General features: G+C 63.7%; 22 protein-coding genes. 12 read left to right on the top strand and 10 right to left on the bottom strand.

The features are described 5' to 3' along the window. Positions 1-198: 198 nt before the first annotated feature. The 4 genes from ispG to V6766_RS03740 all read right to left on the bottom strand — a co-directional run bounded on the left by ispG (position 199) and on the right by V6766_RS03740 (position 4,263). Complete coding sequence (gene ispG / locus V6766_RS03755) at positions 199-1,455, bottom strand: flavodoxin-dependent (E)-4-hydroxy-3-methylbut-2-enyl-diphosphate synthase (RefSeq protein ID WP_448463730.1); 1,257 nt, start codon at positions 1,453-1,455, stop codon at positions 199-201. Positions 1,456-1,508: 53 nt separating this feature from the next. After that, positions 1,509-2,687 carry an MFS transporter gene (locus V6766_RS03750; protein WP_448463728.1) on the bottom strand — a complete coding sequence of 393 codons (1,179 nt, stop codon included), beginning with the start codon at positions 2,685-2,687 and terminating at the stop codon, positions 1,509-1,511. Continuing rightward, positions 2,684-3,469: a DeoR/GlpR family DNA-binding transcription regulator gene (locus V6766_RS03745; protein WP_448463726.1), complete on the bottom strand. Its 786-nt coding sequence runs from the start codon at positions 3,467-3,469 to the stop codon at positions 2,684-2,686. Before V6766_RS03745 ends, V6766_RS03750 begins: the two co-directional genes overlap by 4 nt. A 311-nt stretch (positions 3,470-3,780) precedes the next feature. Further along, complete coding sequence (locus V6766_RS03740; protein ID WP_347446368.1) at positions 3,781-4,263, bottom strand: MarR family winged helix-turn-helix transcriptional regulator; 483 nt, start codon at positions 4,261-4,263, stop codon at positions 3,781-3,783. 78 nt (positions 4,264-4,341) lie between these two features. On the opposite strand from V6766_RS03740, the gene V6766_RS03735 reads away from it, so the two are divergent. Continuing rightward, the gene (locus V6766_RS03735; RefSeq protein WP_448463724.1) at positions 4,342-5,223 is read left to right on the top strand and encodes an EamA family transporter; all 882 of its coding nucleotides are present in this window, start codon (positions 4,342-4,344) and stop codon (positions 5,221-5,223) included. Positions 5,224-5,493: 270 nt separating this feature from the next. On the opposite strand, the gene pyc is transcribed toward V6766_RS03735, so the two are convergent. The 4 genes from pyc to V6766_RS03715 form a co-directional block, all read right to left on the bottom strand. Further along, the gene (pyc, locus tag V6766_RS03730) at positions 5,494-8,955 is read right to left on the bottom strand and encodes a pyruvate carboxylase (RefSeq protein ID WP_448463722.1); all 3,462 of its coding nucleotides are present in this window, start codon (positions 8,953-8,955) and stop codon (positions 5,494-5,496) included. A 108-nt stretch (positions 8,956-9,063) separates the two neighbouring features. Beyond that, on the bottom strand, positions 9,064-9,822 hold the full coding sequence (locus V6766_RS03725) for a LuxR C-terminal-related transcriptional regulator (RefSeq protein ID WP_448463720.1): 759 nt from the start codon (positions 9,820-9,822) through the stop codon (positions 9,064-9,066). 228 nt (positions 9,823-10,050) lie between these two features. Beyond that, positions 10,051-11,319 carry an MFS transporter gene (locus V6766_RS03720; protein WP_448463718.1) on the bottom strand — a complete coding sequence of 423 codons (1,269 nt, stop codon included), beginning with the start codon at positions 11,317-11,319 and terminating at the stop codon, positions 10,051-10,053. A 75-nt stretch (positions 11,320-11,394) separates the two neighbouring features. After that, a complete protein-coding gene (locus V6766_RS03715) occupies positions 11,395-11,934 on the bottom strand; it encodes a gluconokinase (protein ID WP_448463716.1) in 540 nt (179 codons plus the stop codon). Between the two features lie 165 nt (positions 11,935-12,099). Between V6766_RS03715 and V6766_RS03710 the strand changes: the two genes are divergently transcribed. The 10 genes from V6766_RS03710 to V6766_RS03665 all read left to right on the top strand — a co-directional run bounded on the left by V6766_RS03710 (position 12,100) and on the right by V6766_RS03665 (position 20,122). After that, positions 12,100-12,675, top strand: coding sequence for an ActR/PrrA/RegA family redox response regulator transcription factor (locus V6766_RS03710; RefSeq protein WP_448463714.1), 576 nt, complete (start codon positions 12,100-12,102; stop codon positions 12,673-12,675). Positions 12,676-12,853: 178 nt separating this feature from the next. Then, positions 12,854-13,279 carry a DUF2852 domain-containing protein gene (locus tag V6766_RS03705; protein WP_448463712.1) on the top strand — a complete coding sequence of 142 codons (426 nt, stop codon included), beginning with the start codon at positions 12,854-12,856 and terminating at the stop codon, positions 13,277-13,279. Between the two features lie 135 nt (positions 13,280-13,414). After that, positions 13,415-14,140: a M48 family metallopeptidase gene (locus tag V6766_RS03700; protein ID WP_448463710.1), complete on the top strand. Its 726-nt coding sequence runs from the start codon at positions 13,415-13,417 to the stop codon at positions 14,138-14,140. 38 nt (positions 14,141-14,178) lie between these two features. After that, the gene (locus tag V6766_RS03695) at positions 14,179-14,835 is read left to right on the top strand and encodes a phosphoribosylanthranilate isomerase (protein WP_448463708.1); all 657 of its coding nucleotides are present in this window, start codon (positions 14,179-14,181) and stop codon (positions 14,833-14,835) included. Positions 14,836-14,847: 12 nt separating this feature from the next. Further along, positions 14,848-16,068: a tryptophan synthase subunit beta gene (gene trpB / locus V6766_RS03690; protein ID WP_448463706.1), complete on the top strand. Its 1,221-nt coding sequence runs from the start codon at positions 14,848-14,850 to the stop codon at positions 16,066-16,068. A 5-nt stretch (positions 16,069-16,073) separates the two neighbouring features. After that, complete coding sequence (locus tag V6766_RS03685) at positions 16,074-16,355, top strand: hypothetical protein (RefSeq protein ID WP_448463704.1); 282 nt, start codon at positions 16,074-16,076, stop codon at positions 16,353-16,355. Between the two features lie 11 nt (positions 16,356-16,366). Then, complete coding sequence (locus tag V6766_RS03680) at positions 16,367-16,831, top strand: hypothetical protein (protein WP_448463702.1); 465 nt, start codon at positions 16,367-16,369, stop codon at positions 16,829-16,831. Next, on the top strand, positions 16,828-17,667 hold the full coding sequence (gene trpA / locus V6766_RS03675; protein WP_448463700.1) for a tryptophan synthase subunit alpha: 840 nt from the start codon (positions 16,828-16,830) through the stop codon (positions 17,665-17,667). Before V6766_RS03680 ends, trpA begins: the two co-directional genes overlap by 4 nt. Before the next feature lie 42 nt (positions 17,668-17,709). Continuing rightward, positions 17,710-18,657: an acetyl-CoA carboxylase, carboxyltransferase subunit beta gene (accD, locus tag V6766_RS03670; RefSeq protein ID WP_448463698.1), complete on the top strand. Its 948-nt coding sequence runs from the start codon at positions 17,710-17,712 to the stop codon at positions 18,655-18,657. Between the two features lie 121 nt (positions 18,658-18,778). Further along, entirely contained in the window at positions 18,779-20,122 is a 1,344-nt protein-coding gene (locus tag V6766_RS03665) for a bifunctional folylpolyglutamate synthase/dihydrofolate synthase (RefSeq protein ID WP_448463696.1), read from the top strand. Here the strand turns inward: V6766_RS03665 and V6766_RS03660 are convergent. Further along, positions 20,119-20,622 carry an MmcB family DNA repair protein gene (locus V6766_RS03660; protein WP_448463694.1) on the bottom strand — a complete coding sequence of 168 codons (504 nt, stop codon included), beginning with the start codon at positions 20,620-20,622 and terminating at the stop codon, positions 20,119-20,121. The genes V6766_RS03665 and V6766_RS03660 overlap by 4 nt on opposite strands. Before the next feature lie 162 nt (positions 20,623-20,784). Here V6766_RS03660 and V6766_RS03655 point away from each other — a divergent pair, with 162 nt between their 5' ends. Continuing rightward, complete coding sequence (locus V6766_RS03655) at positions 20,785-21,426, top strand: L,D-transpeptidase (RefSeq protein WP_292055427.1); 642 nt, start codon at positions 20,785-20,787, stop codon at positions 21,424-21,426. 275 nt (positions 21,427-21,701) lie between these two features. On the opposite strand, the gene ahcY is transcribed toward V6766_RS03655, so the two are convergent. Next, complete coding sequence (gene ahcY / locus V6766_RS03650) at positions 21,702-23,102, bottom strand: adenosylhomocysteinase (RefSeq protein ID WP_448463692.1); 1,401 nt, start codon at positions 23,100-23,102, stop codon at positions 21,702-21,704. Positions 23,103-23,235: the final 133 nt, after the last annotated feature.

Below are 23,235 nucleotides of genomic sequence, written 5' to 3'. Positions count from 1 at the left end.
CGACAGAGAGGGGTATGAGCATAAGCCGCAAACTTCGTGCTCTCGGATAGGGTTCACCCCTCTCTGCCCCTGTCGGGGCATCTCTCCCTCAAGGGGAGAGATTGTGGCTGCGAGGTTTTCCGTTACAGGACAGGAATGCGCACCCGATATGGGCCTGATGCCGGACGTACCAGCGTCCAAACAGCGGAGCCGCTTCCCCTATTCAGCCGCCTGCCTGCCCGCGCCGAAACGCTGCTCGATATAATCCGCCACCATCGCCTCGAAATCGGCGGCGATGTTGGGGCCGCGCAGCGTCTTGGCCTTCTTGCCGTCCACGAAGACCGGGGCGGCGGGGGTTTCGCCCGTGCCGGGCAGCGAAATGCCGATATCGGCGTGCTTGCTTTCGCCCGGACCGTTGACGATGCAGCCCATCACCGCGACGTTGAGCGCCTCGACGCCCGGATATTTCTCGCGCCAGACCGGCATGTTCTTGCGGATGTCGGACTGGATCTTCGAGGCCAGCTCCTGGAACACCGTCGAGGTGGTGCGCCCGCATCCGGGACAGGCCGCGACCACCGGCACGAACTGGCGGAAACCCATGACCTGCAGCAGCTCCTGCGCCACCTGCACCTCGCGGGTGCGGTCGCCGCCGGGTTCGGGCGTCAGGGACACGCGGATGGTGTCGCCGATGCCGTGCTGCAGCACATAGCCCATGGAGGCGGAAGACGCGACGATGCCCTTGGTGCCCATGCCGGCCTCGGTGAGGCCGAGATGAAGGGCGTGGTCGGAGCGTTCGGCGATCATTGAATAGACCGCGATCAGATCCTGCACCTGGGAGACCTTGGCCGAGAGGATGATGCGGTTCCTCGGCAGGCCGATCTCCTCGGCAAGCTCGGCGGAAAGCAGCGCCGATTGCACGATCGCCTCGCGGGTGACGTCGCGCGCCGAAAGCGGGGAGCCGGCTTCCGCGTTCTCATCCATCAGCCGGGTCAGCAGTTCCTGGTCGAGCGAGCCCCAGTTGACGCCGATCCGGACCGGCTTGTCGTAGCGGATCGCCATCTCGATGATATCGGCGAACTGCTTGTCGCGTTTGTCCCTGAAACCGACATTGCCGGGATTGATGCGGTATTTGGCAAGCGCCTCGGCGCAGGCCGGGTGATCGGCCAGAAGCTTGTGGCCGATATAGTGGAAATCGCCGACGAGCGGCACGTCGAGGCCGAGATGCTCCAGCCGGTCGCGGATTTTCGGCACGGCGGCGGCCGCCTCATCGCGGTCCACGGTGATGCGCACCAGTTCGGAGCCGGCCTTGGAGAGGGCGGCGACCTGGGCCACGGTCGCGTCGATATCGGCGGTGTCGGTGTTGGTCATCGACTGCACCACCACCGGCGCGCCGCCGCCGACGATCACACCGCCGACATCGACGGCCACGGAAGCGCGGCGCGGCAGCGGGTCGTAATTCGGGCGGGCGAGCGACATGGTCTTCTCCGGATATTCCATTGCCCTTCAGGTGGTACAATGCCGCGCGCTTGTCAACTCTCGCGCTCGCGCTCGGCATAGCGCGCCATCGGCGCCATGAAGAACACGATGACATGCAGCAATGACAGGCCGGTGAAGATCGGCGCGAAGCCGATATGCTCGGCGATGAAGCCGATCAGCGAGGGCGCTGCCAGAATGCCGGAATAGCCGAGCATTGTGGTGACCGAAAGGCCGATCCCGGGCTGCAGACCCGGCAGGTTGCCCGCCGCCGAGAATGCCACCGGCACCAGATTGGAAATCCCCGCGCCCGTGATCGCAAAACCGATAATGACCACGGCCAGGTTGGGCGCAAGCCCGACGCACAGAAGACCGGCGACCGAGGCGGCGGAGCAGAAGCGCACCGTGTTGACCGGGCCGAAGCGGTCGCGCACATGGTCGCCGGCAAAGCGCATGATCGTCATGGCGAGTTGGAAGGCGGCGTAACCGAAACCGGAGGCGAACAGGGTGATGCCGAGCTCGTCACGCAGATAGACCGCGCTCCAGTCCAGCACCGCGCCTTCCGGGATCATCGAAAACAGCGCCATGATGCCGATCAGCCAGGGCAGCGGCGTCATCGGCAGACGCACCTTCTGCCGTCGCACGCTTTCCTCCGGCGCATCGCCAAAAATCTTCGGGAAGGCAAAGGCAAGCATCCCGGCCCCGATGACGGTAACGGCCAGCGCGTGTCCGAGCGGGCCGATAGCGGAGATCAACAGACCGCCAAGGCCCGCGCCGATCAGTCCGCCGAGGCTCCAGAACGCATGGCAGGACGACATGATCGCCCGTCCCTCGGCCTTTTCGACAGCCACGGCATTGCCGTTCATCGCCACATCCATCGCCGCCATCAGGCCGCCGAACACGAACAGCGCCAGCACGGCCAGCGGGATCGTGCCGGCCAGGCTGACGAGCAGCAGCATCGGGGTGAAGATCGCGGCAACGGCCTTGACGACCTGGGCGGAGCCGAATTTCGCGATCATCACGCCGGTGAACGGCATCGCCAGCATCGACCCGACGCCGAAGGTCAGGATCATCAGGCCGAGACCGCTTTCGGAGAGGCCGAGCCTTTCGGCGAAGACCGGAATTTTCGGCGCCCAGGAGCCCATCACGAAGCCGTTCATCAGGAACAGCAGCGAGGTCGCAAGCCGCGGCTTCGACATGTAGCGCGGGCGCGGCGCGATGGTGGAAATGGTCATCTGGCGGCTGTTCCGTCTGTCGTTTCAATCAGGTTCACGCCGGCCTGCAGCAGCGCGGCGCGGCTTTCGGGCGCGATGCCAGGCCCAAGCACAAGTCCGTCCAGCGCTTCCAGCGCGAGCACGCTGCAGGGCGCGCGGGTTTCAAGCTTGTCGGCTGTCACCGCGGTGATTACCCGGCGCGCATGGAGCGCGACCTCGCGCTTGAACAGCGCGTCGTCATAATGAAAGCAGGTCAGCCCCGCGTCGATATCGAGGCCGCAGGCGCCGATCAGGCAGAGATCGAAGTGGAAGCGCTCCAGCTCGGCGATCGCCTTGGCGCCGATCGCGCCGCCGACCTCGGGATGGATCATGCCGCCGATCATGATCACCGTCTGGCTTTCGCGCCCATCGAAGACGGTCGCGATCGCCGGCGCATTGGTGACGACCGTCACCGCACGGTCTTCGGCGAGCGCGCGGGCGGCGGCGATATTGGTGCTGGAGGCGTCGAAAAACACCGTCATGCCGTCATCGATCTGGGCGGCCAGCATCCGTCCGAGCATCTCCTTCTCGCCCGCATCGCGGCTCTTGCGGTGGCCGAGCGTTCCGCGCGCCGGCGCAATCGGCAGCGCTCCGCCATAGACCCGCTCGCACAGGCCGCGGGCGGCGAGATCGCGCAGATCGCGCCGGATCGTGTCTTCCGAAACCTTGAATTCCGCCGCCAGATCGGCAGCCAGCACCCGCCCCGAGGCCTTGAGGCGTCCGAGGATGATGTCCTGCCGCTCGCGAATGAGATAGTCGTTCATGCATCACCCAAATCGTGCATAAACGTGCATAATATGGATTAAATGTGCGCGCAAGAAGAAATGGAAAGGCAAACTGCTGGCAAAGCAATGGGCTTTGTTCATCATGGGACATTGGCCCGTCGTTCTTGAGTCATGCTCGGACTTGATCCGAGCATCCAGGCGGCTTAAACCGCTGAATTTGCGAAGATTTCTGGCGAGCCCTTGCCAGGCGGTCTGGATCCTCGGGTCAAGCCCGAGGATGACCCGGGATGTGGGAGACGTTTGTCCGCAAACTGAGAATGCGTGCTGCTTTCCCTTGAAATCAGAGTGACTTACTCGAACGCGGCCAGCCACCGCGCCAGCAGGGCGTCGAGCGCCGCGCGCTCGGCCGGGTCGAGGGCTGCGATCAGCTTGTGCTGATTTTCAACATGGGCAGTTACGGCCTCGTCGATCAGCGAGAAGCCCTTGTCGGTGAGCGCCACGGAGAAGCCGCGACCGTCTTCCGGGTTGCGGCGGCGGGCGATGAAGCCGGCCGCCTCCAGCCGGTCGAGGCGGTTGGTCATGGTGCCCGAGGTCACCATGGTCCGGTCCATCAGCGCCGATGGCGAAAGCGCATAGGGCGGACCGGAACGCCTCAGCGTCGCCAGCACGTCGAAGCTGGCGGCATTCAGCCCGTAGCGGGCGAAAACCGTTTCCAGATTGCGCGCGAGATGCACCTGCAGCCGCTTCAGCCGGCCCATGACGCCCATGGGCATGGCGTCGAGGTCCGGGCGCTCCGCCTGCCACTCGGCCAGAATACTGTCGACATGATCCATGGCCGAAGCTTGTCGGAAAAATAACTTGACGTCAAACTAATTCGATATAGCTTGACGTCAAGCTAAATGGAGGCGATTATGCCGAAACCATACGATTTCCTGTTGACCGCTCTGGCGCCGGCCATCTGGGGCACGACCTATATCGTGACCACCCAGCTGCTGCCGGATGGCTACCCGCTGACCGTCAGCCTGCTACGCGCGCTGCCGGCGGGCCTTATCCTGCTCGTCCTTGTCCGGCAATGGCCGAAGCCCGCATGGCTGCCGAAGCTCTTCGTACTCGGTTTTCTGAATTTCACCCTGTTCTGGGGCCTGCTGTTCGTGGCCGCCTACCGGCTTCCGGGCGGGGTGGCCGCGACGCTTGGCGCGACGCAGCCGTTGATCGTGCTGTTTCTGGCACGGGGCCTGATCGGCGCGCCGATCCGGCCGCGCGCCGTCGTCGCCGCGCTCGGCGGGCTTGTCGGCGTGGCCCTGCTGCTTTTGTCATCGACGATCACGCTCGATCCGCTCGGCGTTGCCGCCGCTTTCGGGGGCGCGCTGTCGATGGCGCTCGGCACCGTGCTCACCCGCCGGTGGCAGTTCCCGGTCGCGCCGCTGACACTGACCGCCTGGCAATTGACCACGGGCGGCCTTCTGCTGCTGCCGCTGGCGCTTGCCATCGAGCCCGGCTTTCCGATACCGGACGGCAGGGCCTTTGCAGGTCTCGTCTGGCTGGGCCTGATCGGCGCGGCGCTCACCTATTTCTTCTGGTTTCGCGGCATCGCCCGCATTGGACCGGGACCGGCGGCCCTGCTCGGTTTCCTGAGCCCGCTCAGCGCCGTTCTGCTCGGCTGGATAATCCTCGGACAGGCGCTGTCCCCACTGCAGGTCGCCGGCGCCGTTCTGGTCCTCGCCAGCCTCTGGATCGGCCGCTCGGCGAGCCGCGCCGCCGCCTCCGCAAACAAAAAGATCCCGGCCGAATGACCGGGATCTCGGGCTGCTGATCAAGCCGCGAATTTCAGTGTTTCTGATCCCGGATGCTCCCGCCCAGAGGGGTCATGCTCGGGCTTGACCCGAGCATCCATGCAGCACAAGCCATTGATCAGAATGGTAATCTTCGAGACTGTGCAGTCCGGCCTGGATCCTCGGGTCAAGCCCGAGGATGACACAGGATAGGCAGACGGGGTTGCCAACGCGCTGAGATTCCAGGCAGATGAACGGTATTTCCGGCCCTTTGACCTGCTTGGGAGTTCCTCACCCCTCGTAGACCACCAACAGATCCTTGGCGTCGATCTGGTCGCCGGCCTTGACGTGGACTTCCTTGATCACGCCGTCGCGATCGGCGTGGAGCGCGGTTTCCATCTTCATCGCCTCGATCGAGACCAGAACGTCGCCGACGGAGACCTGCTGGCCGGCGGAGACGCCGACGGTGGAGATGACGCCCGGCATCGGCGCGCCGACCTGGTTGGCATTGGTGGGGTCCACCTTCTGGTTGACGCCCGCGCCCGCGCCATGCGCCCGGTCGGGCACCTTGATCGAACGCGGCGCGCCGTTCAGCTCGAAGAACACGGTGACCATGCCCTTTTCGTCGGCGCTGGTGATCGCCTGGTTCTGGATCACCAGCGTCTTGCCGCGCTCCAGATCGGCGAACAGCTCGTCGCCCTCGTCAAGCCCGTAGAAATAGGCGGGCGTGGGCAGAACCGAGACGGGGCCATAAGTCTCGCTCGCCATGGCGTAGTCGACGAACACTTTCGGGTACATCAGGTAGGAGGCCAGTTCGAAATCATCGATCTCGCGGCCGATCTTTTCCTCCGCTTCCTTGCGCAGGGCGTCGAGATCGGCGTCCTCCAGCAGCGAGCCGGGGCGCACGGTATAGGGCTTTTCGTTCTTCAGAGCCTTCTTCTGCAGCCCTTCCGGCCAGCCGGCCGGCGGCTGGCCGAGGTCGCCCTTCAGCATGGAGATAACCGATTCCGGGAAGGAAATGTCCTTCGCCGGGTTCTCGACATCGGGAACGGAAAGGTCCTGGCTCACCATCATCAGCGCCATATCGCCGACCACCTTGGAAGACGGCGTCACCTTGACGATATCGCCGAACATCTGGTTGGCGTCGGCATAGGCCTGCGCCACTTCGTGCCAGCGGGATTCGAGGCCGAGCGAACGCGCCTGCTCCTTGAGATTGGTGAACTGGCCGCCCGGCATTTCATGCAGATAGACTTCCGATGCCGGCCCCTTGAGGTCGCTTTCAAACGCGGCGTACTGGTGACGCACGGCCTCCCAGTAGAACGAGATGCGGCGGATATAGCCGGTATCGAGCCCCGGATCGCGCTCGTGACCCTTCAGCGCCTCGACGATCGACCCGAGGCAGGGCTGCGAGGTATTGCCGGAAAACGCGTCCATGGCCGCATCGACGGCATCGACGCCGGCATCGATCGCCGACAGCACGGTGGCGGCCGAAATGCCGGAGGTGTCGTGGGTGTGGAAGTGGATCGGCAGTTCGGTGGCATCGCGCAGGGCGGTGAAAAGCTGCTTTGCCGCCGCCGGCTTCAGGAGCCCGGCCATGTCCTTGACGGCGATGATATGGGCGCCCGCCGCTTCCAGTTCCTTTGCCAGGTTGGTGTAGTATTTCAGGTCATATTGCGGCCGCTTGGCGTTCATGATGTCGCCGGTGTAGCAGATCGCCGCCTCGCAGAGCTTGCCTTCCTCGGCGACTGCATCCATCGAAACGCGCATGTTTTCTACCCAGTTCAGGCAGTCGAACACGCGGAACAGGTCGATGCCGCCCTTGGCCGCCTGACGGACGAAATATTTCACCACATTGTCGGGATAATTGGTGTAGCCGACGCCGTTGGCCCCGCGCAGCAGCATCTGCAGCAGCAGATTGGGCGCGGCCTCGCGCACCAGCGCCAGACGCTCCCACGGGTCCTCGGTCAGGAAGCGCATCGACACATCGAAAGTCGCGCCGCCCCAGCATTCCAGCGACAGCAGTTCCGGCAGCGCGCGGGCATAGGTGCCGGCGATCGCGGCAATGTCGTGGGTGCGCATGCGGGTGGCGAGCAGTGACTGGTGGCCATCGCGCATGGTGGTGTCGGTCATCAGCACGCGCTTTTCGTGGCGCATCCACTTGGCGAATTTCTCCGGCCCCATCTCGTCGAGAAGCTGCTTGGTGCCGGGCTTCGGATCGCCCTCGATATAGGGCACGACCGGCTTGGCGATGTCCTCGGCGGGCTTCGGCCGGCCCTTGGCTTCCGGATGACCGTTGACGGTGACGTCGGCGAGATAGGTCAGCAGCTTGGTGGCGCGGTCGGCGCGCTTGACCTGGTCGAACAGTTCCGGCGTTTCGTCGATGAAACGCGTGGTGTAGCTGTAATCCATGAACTTCGGATGGGTGATGATCGCCTCGAGGAAGGTGAGGTTGGTCGCCACCCCGCGAATGCGGAATTCCCGGAGCGCGCGGTCCATCCGGCGCGCGGCCTCCTCGGGCGTCGGCGCCCAGGCGGTGACCTTTTCCAGAAGCGGATCGTAATAGCGGGTGATCACCGCGCCGGAATAGGCGGTGCCGCCATCAAGCCGGATGCCGAAGCCGGTCGCGCCGCGATAGGCGGTGATGCGGCCGTAATCGGGAATGAAATTATGCTCCGGGTCCTCGGTGGTGATCCGGCACTGCAGCGCATGGCCGCGCAGCTTGATCTCCTCCTGCGGCGGAACGCCGGACGCGGCCTCGTCGCCGATCGGGTGGCCATCGAGAATGTGGATCTGCGCCTTGACGATGTCGATGCCGGTGACGACCTCGGTCACGGTATGCTCGACCTGGATGCGCGGATTGACCTCGATGAAGTAGAATTTGCCGGTATCGGCATCCATCAGATATTCGATCGTGCCGGCGCCGATGTAATTGGTGGCCCGGCCGATCTTCAGCGAATATTCGGCGAGTTCCTTGCGCTGCGCTTCGGTGAGATACGGCGCCGGCGCGCGCTCGACGACCTTCTGGTTGCGGCGCTGGATCGAGCAGTCGCGTTCGAACAGGTGCACGACATTGCCATGGGTGTCGCCGAGAATCTGGCTTTCAACGTGGCGGGCGCGCTCCACCAGCTTTTCGAGATAGACCTCGTCCTTGCCGAAGGCGGCCTTGGCCTCGCGCTTGGCCTCCGTCACCTCGCGGGCAAGGTCTTCCTTGGCGCGGATGACGCGCATGCCGCGGCCGCCGCCGCCCCAGGACGCCTTGAGCATCACCGGATAGCCGACCTCCTCGGCCATGCGCGCGACCTCGTCCATGTCGTCGGGCAGCGGATCGGTGGCGGGCACCACCGGCACGCCGACCTCGATCGCAAGGTTACGGGCGGCGACCTTGTTGCCGAGCCGGCGCATGGTCTCGGCCTTGGGACCGATGAAGGTGAGGCCCGCGGCCTCGCAGGCATCGACGAATTCGGGGCTTTCGGAGAGCAGGCCGTAGCCCGGATGGATCGCATCGGCGCCGGAGAGCTTGGCGACGCGGATTACCTCCTCGATCGACAGATAGCTTTCGATCGGGCCCATGTCGTGGTCGAGATGGGGGCCGCGGCCGACCTGATAGCTCTCATCCGCCTTGAAGCGGTGGAGCGCCAGCTTGTCTTCTTCCGCCCATATTGCAACGGTCTTGATATCCAGTTCGTTTGCAGCGCGAAAAACGCGAATAGCGATTTCGGAACGATTGGCGACAAGAATTTTTGAGATCGGCAAGGGAGGGCCTCCAAAGGGGAACTGCTGAAAAATCGCAATTCCAAATTCATACCCAAACTCCGGCCCGAGCGCAAACCCGGCCAGCGCGCCTCCCGGGCGGAAAATCGACTACCGGACAAGGCCGTGCCGGAACGCCAGCGCCACAAGGTTCTGGCGGTTGCGCGCGCCGAGCTTGCCCTGAAGATTGTTGACGTACCAGTCAACCGTGTAGTGGGAAATGTTGGCCGCCCTGCCGGTCTCCACCGACGTCATGCCGCCGGCGATGCATTTTAGAATCAGGATTTCCCGGTCGGAAAGCTGCGGCACTGATGCCATCTCCGCGGGGCCGTTTGCACCGCGATGCAGAATTGCGGTGCACTGCCGAAGGCTCTGGTCCGCAAGCGTGGTAAACAGACTGACCTCCACCGGAGACAGATCGACAGGCGTGCTGCTGCCGAGAACCAGTTTGCCCAAAAGGCCGTCGCGGGAAAACACCGGAAAGGTGATCCCGTGGGGAATGCCCGCCTCGGCCGCCCAATCCGTCTGCCTTTTCAGCTTGCGATAGACGACCTTGTTTTCGCGCTGCGCCATCTCCAGGAGCCTGTCCCAGGTAAACGGCGTGTCCACGGCCGAAAGCCTCGACCACCCGACATCGGCGCCCTGCGCGCATTTCTCGCTGAATTCGAGGATCGGACGGCGGTGGAGCCAGTGGGTTATCGGCTGCCAGCGCGGGCGGTCGCCGCCGGCTGGCCAGTAGCGGCGGAACAGGCCGATATAGGAGAACCCGTAACCTTGCGCGGCATTGGACACGACGCGGCCGATCTCTTCCACCCTGTCCATCTCGTGAACCAGCACGAGATTTTCCAGCACCAGGTTTATTTTTCTCATGCGACTTCCCTGGGCAGGCGCGCGCCATGTGGCGCGTGCCATACACGACATGCCTCCCGCGCTGGCGGCTTCTGTTCGGCGATCTGCTTGCGACGCGCGCGGTTTCGAGAAGCAGACCGGCTCCAGCTTATAATCAACTGATTAGCGTTGGAAAACCACCAACCCCGGCATCGAACCGCCGCACGCGAGCAACCGCTGCGAGCGCCCGGCGCCTGATCCGCAAACCGTTCAGACGCGGCCGGTTCTGCCGGAAGGCAGCACGTTGGAAAGGAAGATCGCCACCGTCGCAAGACCCGCGAACAGCGCCAGCAGGAAACCGGGCGCCAGCATGAACCCGGTCTCCTGGATGATGAAGGTCGCCGTCAGCGGCGTCAGCCCGCCGACGATCGCAAAACCGATATTGTAGACGAAGGCAACGCCGGTATAGCGCACATCCGTCGGGAAAATCGCCGTCAGCAGCACCGGCCCGACGCCCCAGGCAAAGGCCGCAATCAGCGAGATCACGATCATGGCCGGCAGCAGTTGCGAAACGTCCTGCTGCATCCAGACATAGGCCGGGATCGCCGCCACCGCCAGAAGCAGCGCGGCGATGAAGGCGGGAACCTTAATGCCGACGAAATCCGAGATCAGACCAGCCACCGGCATCGGCAGCGAGAACAGGACGATGCCGATGAGAACGGCGGTCGCCACCTGATCGGGATCGTATTTCAGGAAATCGGTCAGATAGGAATTCATGTAGAGATAAAGCAGCGGCACGGTCGCCGCCCCGAGCCCGGTGATGAATAGCCCGAGCCAGACGGCGCGGGCATTGTCGCGGAACAAAGCGGCGAGCGGTACCTTGTGGGCATGGGCTTCCATTTCGGCGAAGGCCGGGCTTTCGGAAAGCCGCGCGCGCAGGAAGAAGCCCGCGATCGCCACCAGCCCGCCGACGAAGAAGCCGATGCGCCAGCCATAGGACAGCACCGCGGTCTCCGACATCAGATGGGTGATCGCCCATTGCACGGCCTGGGCGGCCAGCATGCCGACATTGATGATCATGAACAGGAAGCCGCAGGCAAGTCCCCGTCGCTTCGGCATGGTTTCGGTGATCAGCGTCATCGCGCCGGGGATCTCGCCGCCAAGGCAAAGCCCCTGCACCATGCGCAGCACCACGAGCAGCACGGTGGCGGCAATGCCCCAGCTGGCATAGCCGGGCATGAAGGCGATCAGGAATGTCGCGCCCGCCATGCCGGCGATCGAGACCCGGAGCATGGCCTTGCGGCCGTGCCTGTCGCCGAAATGGGAAAACAGGATGCCGCCGAGCGGGCGCACGAGATAGCCGACGGCGAAGATCGCGAAGGCTGCCAGTAGCCGCGCGGCCGGCGCCTCGTCCGGAAAGAAGGTCTTGCCGATCTGCGAGGCGAAGGAGGCATAGATCACGAAGTCATAGAATTCGAGCCCGCCGCCCATGCTCCCCAGAAAGAGAGCGCGCCTGCGCTCGCTGGCCGTCACCGTCATCCCGTTCCTCCGCGCTTACACCTGCCTGACGTTCGCCGATGACCGCGGGAAAGGCAAGGCGGAAAACGTGGGGCCTCAGTCGAATATGGCCGCAAGGCCCGCAAGCGCCGTCTCGACGATCGCCTCCAGCGATTGATCGATATCGACGACGACCACGCCGGGCTCGCCGTCGGGCCGTTCCAGCGTGGCAAGCTGGCTCTGGAGCAGCGAGACCGGCATGAAATGGCCGGTGCGATGGCCCATGCGGGCGCTCAGCAAGGCCTCGCTGCCGTCCAGAAACACGAAGGCCAGCGGGCCGCCGGCGGTCTGGCGCAGCCGGTCGCGATAGGCCTTCTTCAGCGCCGAGCAGGTGATGACCACGCCCCTTTGCCGGTGAGTTGCTATCGCTTCGCCAATCAGCGCCAGCCACGGCCAGCGGTCCTCGTCCTGAAGCGGGATGCCGCGGGCCATCTTGTCGACATTGGCGGCGGGGTGGAGGTCATCCCCCTCGATAAACGCATGACCGGCGCGCTCGGCAAGACGGCGCGCGATCGAGGATTTGCCCGAGCCGCTGACGCCCATGACGATGATGGCCTCGGGAAGTACGCCCGGTTTTTCGATGTCATGTTCGTTCATTATGCTCCCGTTCCGCAAGTTTGAGGCCATGGTCTAGAATGGTTCGCACCGGAATGAAAGCGCGCAAACCCACCGTTCGGGTGACGGTTTTGTGACGCGCAAGGGGTTTACCCCCGTCGCCCCCGCAGGCATAAGGGGTCAGGCATTACTTTCAGGCCCAATGAAATGAACGCATTGCAGACCCCCGATACCAATGACGACCTCGCCGGCCTCGGCGACGACCGCACCCTGCTGCTTGTCGATGACGACGCACCCTTCCTGCGCCGGCTGGCGCGCGCCATGGAAACGCGCGGCTTCGACATCGAAACGGCGGGCTCTGTTGCCGAGGGGATCGCGCTTGCCAAGGCGCGTCCGCCGGCGTTCGCGGTCGTGGATCTGAGGCTTGAGGACGGCAGCGGGCTCGACGTGGTCGCCGCCATTCGCGAGGCGCGGGCCGATACCCGGATCGTGATGCTGACGGGTTATGGCAATCTCGCCACCGCCGTGACGGCGGTGAAGCTCGGCGCGCTCGATTACCTCGCCAAGCCCGCCGATGCCGACGATATCGTCCACGCGCTGACCCAACAGCCCGGCGAGAAGACCGACCTTCCGGAAAATCCGATGTCGGCGGACCGGGTGCGCTGGGAGCATATCCAGCGGGTTTACGAGATGTGCGACCGGAATGTCTCCGAAACCGCCCGCCGCCTCAACATGCACCGCCGCACCCTGCAGCGCATCCTCGCCAAACGCGCGCCACGCTAACCGGCGATCGGATCGGCTTTCGGGCCGCTTCCGGCATCTGGCAAAACCTTCCCGAAGCCGTACCGTTTTCCGCAAAATCGTTCGATTCCTGTCGAGTATATCTTGAAGCGGCATGCCGCCATTTCCATATCGGAAATATCGGCGGTCGATCGCCGAGACGAAACGAGGAAAAACCGAGATGAACGAGACTGCGTTACTGCGTCCGGCGTGGACGCCACTTACGATCGCCCTGATGGTGATCGGTTTTGTCGTGTTCTGGCCGCTTGGACTGGTGATGCTTGCCTATATTATCTGGGGCGATCGTCTGAACATGTCGCGCGGCGAGTGGAAGCGTTCCGCCGAACGGGCGTTCGGTTCCTGCAAGCGCAACATGCGCCAGGCCGCCGAGCCGATGGCCTCCACCGGCAATGCCGCCTTCGATGAATGGCGCCGCAGCGAGATGGAGCGGATTGAGGCCGAGCGCCGCAAGCTTGATGAAATGCGCGCCGAATTCGACCGCTACACCGACGAGTTGAGAAAGGCCCGCGACCGCGAGGAATTCGACCGTTTCATGCGCGAGCGCAATAACAATAACGGCAATTTCGGCGGCACATCGCAGGACTGACGCAATGCACCGCGCCTTCCGGCGCGGCAGCCACCCTTTCGGCATCGCCCATATCCCCCGGGCGGTGCCTTTTTTTGTGGCCTGCGGGGCCCGGAAACCGGTATAGAAAGGCCGAAGGGGCCGAAGAGACACGGAATGAACGCCAGGACAATCGACATCGGCGGAAGGATGCTGCCGCTCAATGTCAAAACCAATGCGCGCGCGCGTCGGATGACGCTGAAGATCGAGCCGGGCGGGCATGCGGTGAGCCTCACCGTGCCGCCGGGGCTGGCGCGCCATCAGGTCGACGGCTTCCTGCGCCGCCATCATGACTGGCTGATCGACAGGATCGGACGGTTTGAGGGCCGCGACACGACAATCGGCGACGGGGCGTCGCTGCCGGTGTTCGGCGTCGCCCACACCATACGCCACAGCGGCAATCTGCGCGGCCTGACCGAGGCCCGCATGGAAGACGGCGGGCCCGTGCTTCTGGTCTCCGGCCCCGCCGCAAGCATTGGCCGGCGAGCCAGCGACTATCTGAAAAAGGAAGCGAAGCGCGAGATCACGGAGCGGGTGCGATACCACGCGGAGGCAAGCGGCAAGCGTTTCGCTGCGATCAGCTTCAAGGACACGAAATCGCGCTGGGGTTCGTGTTCTTCGGCCGGCAATCTCAATTTTTCCTGGCGGATCGCGATGGCGCCGCTGTTTGTCGTGGATTACCTCGCCGCGCACGAGGTGGCGCATTTGTCCGAAATGAACCACGGCCCGCGCTTCTGGGCTCTGTGTGAAAAGCTTTGCCCGAAAACCCCCGAAGCGCGCAAATGGCTCAAGACCGAAGGATCGTTCCTCCATGCGATCCGCTTCGATCCTCCCGCCGTATAGAACTCGCGAAGTTTTTCGCGATATGTTAAGGACAGACCATGAAACGTCCGGCCATCAAGATCTGCGGTCTCAGCAGCGAAGACACGATTGATCACGTCATCCGTCGCGGCGCGAGCCATGTCGGTTTCATCTTCTTCGAAAAGAGCCCGCGTTATGTCGAGCCCGATATCGCTGCCGGCCTGGTCAATCATGTGCGCGGAAGGGCGAAGACGGTCGCCGTATCGGTGGATGCCGACAACGAACTGCTGGAAGAGATCGTCTACGCCGCGCGCCCGGACATGCTGCAGCTTCATGGCCACGAGACGCCCGACCGGGTGGTGACCATCAAGGCGCTGTTCGGCCTGCCGGTGATCAAGGCGTTTTCGCTGCGCGCGCCGGAGGACCTTGCCCGTGTCGATGAATATATGGGTGTCGCAGATCACCTGCTTTTTGACGCAAAGCCGCCGGCCAACGCCACGCTTCCCGGCGGAAATGGCGTGACTTTCGATTGGCGCTTGCTTGCCGGCTGGCGCCCGACTATCCCTTATTTCCTGTCGGGCGGTCTTTCGGCGGAAAATGTCGCCGCCGCGCTTCATGAAACCGGCGCGCCGGGGCTCGACGTTTCCTCGGGCGTGGAAAGCGCGCCCGGCGTGAAGGATGCCGCCCGGATCGATGCCTTTTTTGATGCCGTTGACGCTGCCTATGCAACGGCCTGATGGAGAATGACCGTGAACGAGACCCCGAAGCTGAATTCCTTCAAATCCGGACCCGACGAGACCGGTCTGTTCGGCATTTTCGGCGGCCGTTTCGTCGCCGAGACGCTGATGCCGCTGATCCTCGACCTTGAGGCCGAGTGGGAGAAGGCGAAGACCGATCCGGAATTCCAGGCGGAGCTGAAATCGCTCGGCAAGCATTATATCGGCCGGCCGAGCCCGATCTATTACGCCGAGCGGCTGACCGAGCATCTCGGCGGCGCGAAGATCTATTTCAAGCGCGAGGAGCTGAACCACACCGGCTCGCACAAGATCAACAATTGCATCGGCCAGATCCTGCTCGCCAAGCGCATGGGCAAGACGCGGATCATCGCCGAGACCGGCGCCGGCCAGCACGGCGTGGCGTCCGCCACCGTCGCCGCCCGCTTCGGCCTGCCCTGCGTGGTCTATATGGGCGCGACCGATGTCGAGCGTCAGGCGCCGAACGTGTTCCGCATGCAGCTTCTGGGCGCCGAGGTGAAGCCGGTGACGGCCGGCCACGGCACGCTGAAGGACGCGATGAACGAAGCGCTGCGCGACTGGGTCACCAATGTCGAGGACACCTATTACCTGATCGGCACGGCCGCGGGTCCGCACCCCTATCCGGAAATGGTGCGCGATTTCCAGGCCGTGATCGGCACGGAAGCGCGCGAGCAGATCATGGAGGCCGAGGGCCGGCTGCCGGATCTCGTCATCGCCGCGGTCGGCGGCGGCTCGAACGCGATCGGCATTTTCCATCCTTTCCTCGATGACCCGAGCGTGAAAATCGTCGGCGTAGAGGCGGGCGGCAAGGGGCTTTCGGGCGAGGAGCACTGCGCCTCGATCACCGCCGGCGCGCCGGGCGTGCTCCACGGCAACCGCACCTATCTGCTGCAGGATGGCGACGGCCAGATCAAGGAAGGCCATTCGGTCTCCGCCGGCCTCGATTATCCCGGCATCGGGCCGGAACATTCCTGGCTCAACGATATCGGCCGCGTGAACTATGTGCCGATCATGGATGACGAGGCGCTGGAAGCTTTCCAGCTCATGACAAGGCTCGAGGGCATCATCCCCGCGCTTGAGGCGAGCCACGCGATTGCCGAAATCATGAAGCGCGCGCCGAAAATGGGCAAGGACGAGATCATCCTCGCCAATCTTTCCGGCCGCGGGGACAAGGATGTCCACACGGTGGGCAAGATTCTCGGCATGGAGATGTGAGATAAATGAGCCGGGGGGACGTGATCGAGGAAATGTCGGAACTGGCGGAAGCGCTGTTCGAGATCATCGAGGAAGAGGACGGCGGCGACAACGAGGTGCGTGCCGCGGTGATCAAGGCGCTGGCGCACCAGAACCTGTTCAACATCGAACTGGTCTCGGCGCTGAACGCGCTCGCCTCCGGCGATGATGCCGCCGCCGAAATCGACAGTCTCGTGATGAACATGAAGTCCGTCCACAAGTCGCTGGTCACCGCGATCAGCGCGTGGTCGGACGGAGAAACGGAGTAGGAAGGAAGGTCATGGCGGATAGACTGGCAGAGGCGGAGCTTTATCGCCCGCGCGAGGCCGGTTATCTGACGACGGTCGAGACGGATGACGGCAGGATCAAGCTCAGCGGCGTTTCGGCCGAGGGCGCGCCGGAATTCGCAGATGACGTGCTGGAAGCCGCCATTTCCGTTCTGAGAAGCGCCGCCGCGCCCAAGCCGAATTTCGGCGCCGGGTTTGCGGTGCTTCATCGCGGCGAGGAGGCCTGGTGGCTGCTGTTGCACTGGTGGCTTCCAGGCGGAATCCTCTCTCACGGGCTCTGGCGCGCCGATCTCGGCAGGTCGCCGCCCGATTTTTCGCCCGTCCCGCCCGGCCCGATGGCCTGCGTCTGGGAACTGGGCGTGATTGATTTCGAACGGCGCGCATTCATGGCAACCGCCATGGCCGGCGCACCGCTTGCCGATTATTTCGCATCGACGATGCCACGGAGTAGAGTATGACCGAACGTATGGAAAAACGCTTTGCCGCGCTGAAGGCCGCGGGCCGGCCGGCGCTGATCACCTATTTCATGGGCGGCGATCCGGATTTCGATACATCGCTTGAGATCATGAAGGCGCTGCCGAAGGCGGGCGCGGACGTGATCGAGCTCGGCATGCCGTTTTCCGATCCGATGGCCGATGGCCCGTCGATCCAGATGGCAGGCTTGCGCGCGCTGAAGGGCGGCCAGACGCTGGCGAAGACCCTTGAGCTGGCGCGGGAATTCCGCAAGAGCGATGCCGATACGCCGATCGTGATGATGGGCTATTACAATCCGATCTATATCTATGGCGTCGACAAATTCATCGCCGATGCACTGGCCTCCGGCATTGACGGGCTGATCATCGTCGACCTGCCGCCGGAAATGGATAACGAGCTCTGCATTCCGGCGCTCGATGCCGGACTGAATTTCATCCGGCTGGCGACGCCCACCACCGATGGCAAGCGTCTGCCGGCGGTTTTGAAAAACACGTCCGGCTTCGTCTATTATGTCTCGATGAATGGGATCACCGGCTCGGCGCTGCCGGACCCTTCCAAGGTCGGCGAGGCCGTTTCGCGCATCAAGGCGCATACCGATCTGCCGGTCTGCGTCGGCTTCGGCGTCAAGACCGCCGAACATGCCCGCCTGATCGGAGCTGCTGCCGATGGCGTAGTGGTCGGCACGGCGCTGGTGAACCAGATCGCCGGCAGCCTGACGGCGGACGGCAAGGCCGGCAAGGACACGGTCGACGCGGTTTCGACCTTCGTGAAGGGCCTTTCAAGCGGCGTGCGGGACGCGCGCCTTGCAGCCGCCGAGTAAATCTGGCACACGGCAGGCAAAGAAATTCAGGAGGTTCATGTGGTGAACTGGATTACCAATTACGTGCGGCCGCGGATCAACTCCATGTTTGGCCGCCGCGAGGTGCCCGAGAATCTGTGGATCAAATGCCCCGAAACCGGGGCCATGGTGTTTCATACCGATCTGGAAGAAAACAAGTGGGTGATCCCGTCTTCCGGCTATCACATGAAGATGCCCGCGCGCGCGCGCCTCGCCGATCTGTTCGACAACGGCGCCTATGAAGACCTGCCGCAGCCCAAGGTCGCGCAGGATCCGCTGAAGTTTCGCGACTCCAAGAAATATCTCGACCGGCTGAAGGAAAACCGGGCGAAGACCGAGCAGGAGGACACGATCCTCGCCGGCGTCGGCACGCTCGAGGGTCTGAAGCTCGTTGCCGTGGTGCAGGAGTTCAAGTTCATGGGCGGCTCGCTCGGCATGGCCGCCGGCGAGGCGATCATCCAGGCCTTTCAGCGCGCGCTCGATGAAAAATGCCCGCTGGTGATCTTCCCGGCCTCCGGCGGCGCGCGCATGCAGGAGGGCATTCTCTCCTTGATGCAGATGCCGCGCGTTACCGTGATGATCGAGATGATGCGCGATGCCGGCCTGCCTTACGTGGTGGTGCTGACCAACCCGACCACCGGCGGCGTTTCGGCCTCCTACGCCATGCTCGGCGATCTGCATATCGCAGAACCCGGGGCGGAAATCGGCTTTGCCGGCCGCCGCGTGATCGAGCAGACCATCCGCGAGCAGTTGCCTGACGGGTTCCAGACCGCCGAATACCTGCTGGAGCACGGCATGGTCGACATGGTGGTCAAGCGCCATGACCTGCCGGAAACACTGGCGCGGCTTTTGAAGATCATGACCGGCGCGCCGGCAACGCCGCCGCACGGGCTTCTGGAAGGCCCGCATGCGTCGCAGGCGGAAGCCGAACCGGCGGTGCCGGCAGAGGAAGCACCGGCGCAGCAGGGCTGAGAAAGACGGAGAAGACCCCGCGCCCCAAGGCGGCGGCGGTCTTCACGGTCGGCCATCTCCGGCGGATGATAAGGGCGCGCGAACGCCACGGGCGGGATAGGCCCGCAGAATCGGATCAATCATGGATAACCCCTCATTCGGCGCCGCCGAGCGCGTGATCGAGCACCTGATGCAGCTGCATCCCAAGGGCTTCGATCTGTCGCTGGATCGCATCCGGGTGCTTCTCGAAAAGCTCGGCAATCCGCATCTTTCCCTGCCGCCGGTGATCCATATCGCCGGCACCAACGGCAAGGGCTCGACCACCGCCTTCTGCCGCGCGTTGCTGGAGGCTTCGGGCCTTTCCGTTCATGTCCATTCCTCGCCGCATCTGGTGCGCTGGCACGAGCGGTTCCGCATCGGCGGGCCGGGCGGGGCGAGCGGCTATGTCGACGACACGCTGTTGGCGGAGGCGCTGAGGCGGGTCGAAGCGGCGAATGAGGGCGCCAAGGCGACCGTGTTCGAAATGCTGACGGCGGCGGCCTTCGTGCTGTTTGCCGAAATTCCGGCCGATGTGGTGATCCTGGAGGTTGGGCTGGGCGGGCGCTACGACGCCACCAATATCATCGACAAGCCGGCCGTTTCCGTGGTGATGCCGATTTCGCTCGATCATCAGGCCTATCTCGGCGACCGGGTGGAACTGATCGCGGCGGAAAAGGCGGGGATCATGAAGCCGGGCGTGCCGGTGGTGATCGGCCAGCAGGAATATGAGGCGGCGGAAGAAGTACTGATCGCCAGCGCCGACCGGCTCGGCTGTCCGCTGCATGTCTATGGCCAGGATTTCTCCGCCCATGAGGAGCATGGCCGGCTGGTCTATCAGGATGGCGACGGGCTGATGGACCTGCCGCTGCCGGCGCTGCCGGGCCGGCATCAATATGCCAATGCCGCCGCCGCGATCTCGGCGGTCAAGGCGGCCGGTTTCGCGCTGGACGAAAAGGCCGTCGAAACCGCTATGGGCGCGGTGTTCTGGCCGGCGCGGCTGCAGCGGCTGACGACGGGCGATCTGGTGACGGCGGCGCCCGCGGGCTCCGAAATCTGGCTCGACGGCGGCCACAACCCCGGCGCCGGCGAGGTGATCGCCGAGGCGCTGGCGGGCTTCGAGGAGCGCGACCCGCGCCCGCTCTATCTGGTAATCGGCATGATCAACACCAAGGATCCGTTCGGCTTCTTCGAACATTTCGCGGGCCTTGCGACCTATGTCTACTGCGCGCCAATCAAGGGAACCGAGGCCTCGATCGATCCGGTTGCGCTGGCTTCATCCGCGGCCGATGCCGGGCTTTCGGCCGAGCCGGTCTCCTCGATCGGCGAGGCGCTTGCCGCGATCTGCATGCGCGCGCGCGCCGATCAGCCGCCGCCGCGCATCCTGATCGGCGGCTCGCTCTATTTCGCCGGCAATGCGCTGGCCGAAAACGGCACGCCGCCGCTTTAAATCCGGACGTCCACGCCCTCCGCTTCCAGCTTCTCCAATACCAGTTCGGCGAAGGTCAGCCGGTCGGCGGCGTTTCGGGCGAAGGCAAGCGTCAGCACCTTGCGGCGCGCCGCTGCAAGCTTGTGTTCGGGGGCGGGGCGGATCATCTCCGCGCCATAGCGATCCGCCAGGAGAAGGCCGCAATCCTCGGGGAAGATTTCGAGCGGCACATCGGCATGGGTGGCGAAGAACAGCCGGTCGCAGAAATCGCGGTATTCCGGCCATTTCCGGTCGACGCGGAAATCCTCGATCGAGGTCTTGATCTCGATGATCCAGATCTCGCCCTTTTCCGAAAGGCAGATCAGGTCGGCCCGCCTTCCGCTTCGAAGCGTCATCTCGGCGATCGCGGAAACGCGCATGTGCTTCAGCAGATGCTGGACGCCGCGACGGACCATGATGGCGCGGTCCGACTGGCGACCATCCGCCGTCGGGTTTTTTCCATGCAGATCGACAATCGCCATGGAACTTCCTTTCATGCGATGCATTTTCACAACAGCCCCGCGCCCTCGGGGCGCGATCTAAACCTCCGATCCATGTCAGAGCTTGTGTTGCAACCAATTCTTAACCATAAGCTTCTATCAATTGACCATTATCACCTTTTGTTCCACGCCGTGAGACCGTCCATGCACATTCGATCCCTTTTTCTGGCAATCTCGCTGACGAGCCTGCTCGCCGCCGCCGGCTGCACCACCACCAACAGTTCGTCGACGACGATGGCCCCGATCTCCGCCTATGCGGCCACGAATGACAATGGCGTGGACCTGCCGCGCGTGCCGATCACCCAGGTCGACGACAAGTATCGCCGCCAGATCATCAATTACGAGACGGATGAAGCACCCGGCACGATCATCGTCGATACCAAACAGCGGCTGCTCTATCTGGTGCTGGAAGACGGCAAGGCCGTGCGCTACGGCATCGGTGTCGGCCGGGACGGTTTCCGCTGGTCGGGCGAGGCCTATATCGGCCGCCGCGCCGAATGGCCGACCTGGTATCCGCCGCAGGCAATGATCAAGCGCCAGCCGGAGCTGAAGGAATATGCCGGTGGCATGGATGCGGGCATCATGAACCCGCTCGGCGCCCGTGCGCTCTATCTCTACAAGAACGGCAATGACACCCTGTTCCGCATCCACGGCAATCCGGACTGGACCTCGATTGGCCAGGCCGTTTCCTCCGGCTGCATCCGCATGATCAACCAGGACATCATCGACCTCTACGCCCGCGTCGACCCCGACAAGCGCACAAAGGTGGTTGTGCTCGAAGGCTGAGTGGAACTGGAAGGGCGCTGACGGCAAACACGCTCGGGGCCACATTCCCGACGCCCTCGTGTCCTTCGCGCTACGCCACGCTCTCATGAGTCATGCTCGGACTTGATCCGAGCATCCAGGCCGCACGGTGGGCGTCGCCTGGACCCTCGGGTCGAGCCCGAGGGTGACCCGAGAAAATCGAGATTCCGATTAAAAAGGCGGCTCCAATACGGGGCCGCCTTTTATTTTTTGTGACGTTCGCAGGCCGCTGTCTGACGGCGGCCTCGCAAATGGCCTCAGTAACGATAATGTTCCGGCTTGAACGGGCCTTCCGGCGTCACGCCGATATAGGCGGCCTGTTCTTCCGAGAGAACGGTCAGCTTAGCGCCGAGCTTGTCGAGATGCAGGCGCGCGACCTTTTCGTCGAGATGCTTCGGCAGGACGTGAACCGTGTTCTCGTACTTGGCGTGGTTCTGGAAGATTTCCATCTGGGCCAGCACCTGGTTGGTGAACGACGCCGACATCACGAAGGAGGGGTGGCCGGTGGCGTTGCCGAGGTTCAGGAGACGACCTTCCGAAAGCAGCAGGATGCGCTTGCCGTCGGGAAACGAGATCATGTCGACCTGCGGCTTCACATTGGTCCAGGTGTAGTTGCGCAGCGAGGAAATCTGGATCTCGTTGTCGAAATGGCCGATATTGCCGACGATCGCCATATCCTTCATCTCGCGCATATGCTCGATGCGGATGATGTCCTTGTTGCCGGTGGTGGTGACGAAGATATCGGCGGTCGCGACGACGTCTTCCAGAAGCACGACCTCATAGCCGTCCATGGCGGCCTGCAGCGCGCAGATCGGATCGGCTTCGGTTACCTTCACGCGCGCGCCGGCGCCCGAAAGCGAGGCGGCGGAGCCCTTGCCGACATCGCCGTAACCGCAGACGACGGCGACCTTGCCGGCCATCATCACGTCGGTGGCGCGGCGGATGCCATCAACCAGCGATTCCTTGCAGCCATATTTGTTGTCGAATTTCGACTTGGTGACCGAGTCGTTGACGTTGATCGCCGGGAAGGGGAGCTGGCCCTTCTTGGCGAGCTGATAGAGCCGGTTGACTCCGGTGGTAGTTTCCTCGGTAACGCCGAGAAGCGCCTCGCGCTGTTTGGTGAAGAAGCCGGGCGAGGCTTCCATGCGCTTCTTGATCTGCGCGAACAGCACTTCCTCTTCTTCCGAGCCGGGTTTGGACAGCACATCCTCGCCAGCCTCGGCGCGCGCGCCGATCAGGATATACATGGTGGCGTCGCCGCCATCATCGAGGATCATGTTGGACTGGCCGCCATCGGCCCACTGGAAGATCTGGTCGGTATAGGACCAGTATTCGGCAAGCGTCTCGCCCTTGACGGCATAGACCGGAATGCCGGCGGCGGCGATCGCGGCGGCGGCATGGTCCTGGGTGGAGAAGATGTTGCAGGAGGCCCAGCGCACATCGGCGCCGAGCGCCGTCAGCGTCTCGATCAGCACCGCGGTCTGGATCGTCATGTGCAGCGAGCCGGAAATGCGCGCGCCCTTTAGCGGCTGGCTGTCACCGAACTCCGCGCGCGCGGCCATCAGGCCCGGCATTTCGGTTTCGGCAATGTCGATTTCCTTGCGGCCATAATCGGCCAGCGCGATATCGGCGACGAGATAGTCGTTGGTGGTGCTCATCTGAAACTCCGGAAACATTTCGGCAGGACGAGCGCAACCGGCACCCGCAATTTGCCTGTTCATCTGTTCCGTACCTATCAGCCTTGGCGAAAACTGGCAAGAAAGACATAAAGGTTTGTTTATGTCTTTCTGT

This window comes from Martelella sp. AMO21009 (genome assembly GCF_053484295.1).
Note: the sequence above shows the minus strand (reverse complement) of the source record. Positions and strands in the feature narration are given on the sequence as shown.

Coding starts and splice junctions, on each gene's coding strand:
- V6766_RS03735 (WP_448463724.1), top strand. CDS start 4,342: ATGCCGAAACCATACGATTTCCTGTTGACCGCTCTGGCGCCGGCCATC.
- ahcY (WP_448463692.1), bottom strand. CDS start 23,102: ATGAGCACCACCAACGACTATCTCGTCGCCGATATCGCGCTGGCCGAT.
- V6766_RS03740 (WP_347446368.1), bottom strand. CDS start 4,263: ATGGATCATGTCGACAGTATTCTGGCCGAGTGGCAGGCGGAGCGCCCG.
- V6766_RS03680 (WP_448463702.1), top strand. CDS start 16,367: ATGGCGGATAGACTGGCAGAGGCGGAGCTTTATCGCCCGCGCGAGGCC.
- V6766_RS03710 (WP_448463714.1), top strand. CDS start 12,100: ATGAACGCATTGCAGACCCCCGATACCAATGACGACCTCGCCGGCCTC.
- V6766_RS03720 (WP_448463718.1), bottom strand. CDS start 11,319: ATGACGGTGACGGCCAGCGAGCGCAGGCGCGCTCTCTTTCTGGGGAGC.
- V6766_RS03685 (WP_448463704.1), top strand. CDS start 16,074: ATGAGCCGGGGGGACGTGATCGAGGAAATGTCGGAACTGGCGGAAGCG.
- V6766_RS03725 (WP_448463720.1), bottom strand. CDS start 9,822: ATGAGAAAAATAAACCTGGTGCTGGAAAATCTCGTGCTGGTTCACGAG.
- V6766_RS03660 (WP_448463694.1), bottom strand. CDS start 20,622: ATGGCGATTGTCGATCTGCATGGAAAAAACCCGACGGCGGATGGTCGC.
- V6766_RS03695 (WP_448463708.1), top strand. CDS start 14,179: ATGAAACGTCCGGCCATCAAGATCTGCGGTCTCAGCAGCGAAGACACG.
- trpA (WP_448463700.1), top strand. CDS start 16,828: ATGACCGAACGTATGGAAAAACGCTTTGCCGCGCTGAAGGCCGCGGGC.
- V6766_RS03700 (WP_448463710.1), top strand. CDS start 13,415: ATGAACGCCAGGACAATCGACATCGGCGGAAGGATGCTGCCGCTCAAT.
- V6766_RS03705 (WP_448463712.1), top strand. CDS start 12,854: ATGAACGAGACTGCGTTACTGCGTCCGGCGTGGACGCCACTTACGATC.
- V6766_RS03655 (WP_292055427.1), top strand. CDS start 20,785: ATGCACATTCGATCCCTTTTTCTGGCAATCTCGCTGACGAGCCTGCTC.
- V6766_RS03745 (WP_448463726.1), bottom strand. CDS start 3,469: ATGAACGACTATCTCATTCGCGAGCGGCAGGACATCATCCTCGGACGC.
- V6766_RS03750 (WP_448463728.1), bottom strand. CDS start 2,687: ATGACCATTTCCACCATCGCGCCGCGCCCGCGCTACATGTCGAAGCCG.
- ispG (WP_448463730.1), bottom strand. CDS start 1,455: ATGTCGCTCGCCCGCCCGAATTACGACCCGCTGCCGCGCCGCGCTTCC.
- V6766_RS03665 (WP_448463696.1), top strand. CDS start 18,779: ATGGATAACCCCTCATTCGGCGCCGCCGAGCGCGTGATCGAGCACCTG.
- V6766_RS03715 (WP_448463716.1), bottom strand. CDS start 11,934: ATGAACGAACATGACATCGAAAAACCGGGCGTACTTCCCGAGGCCATC.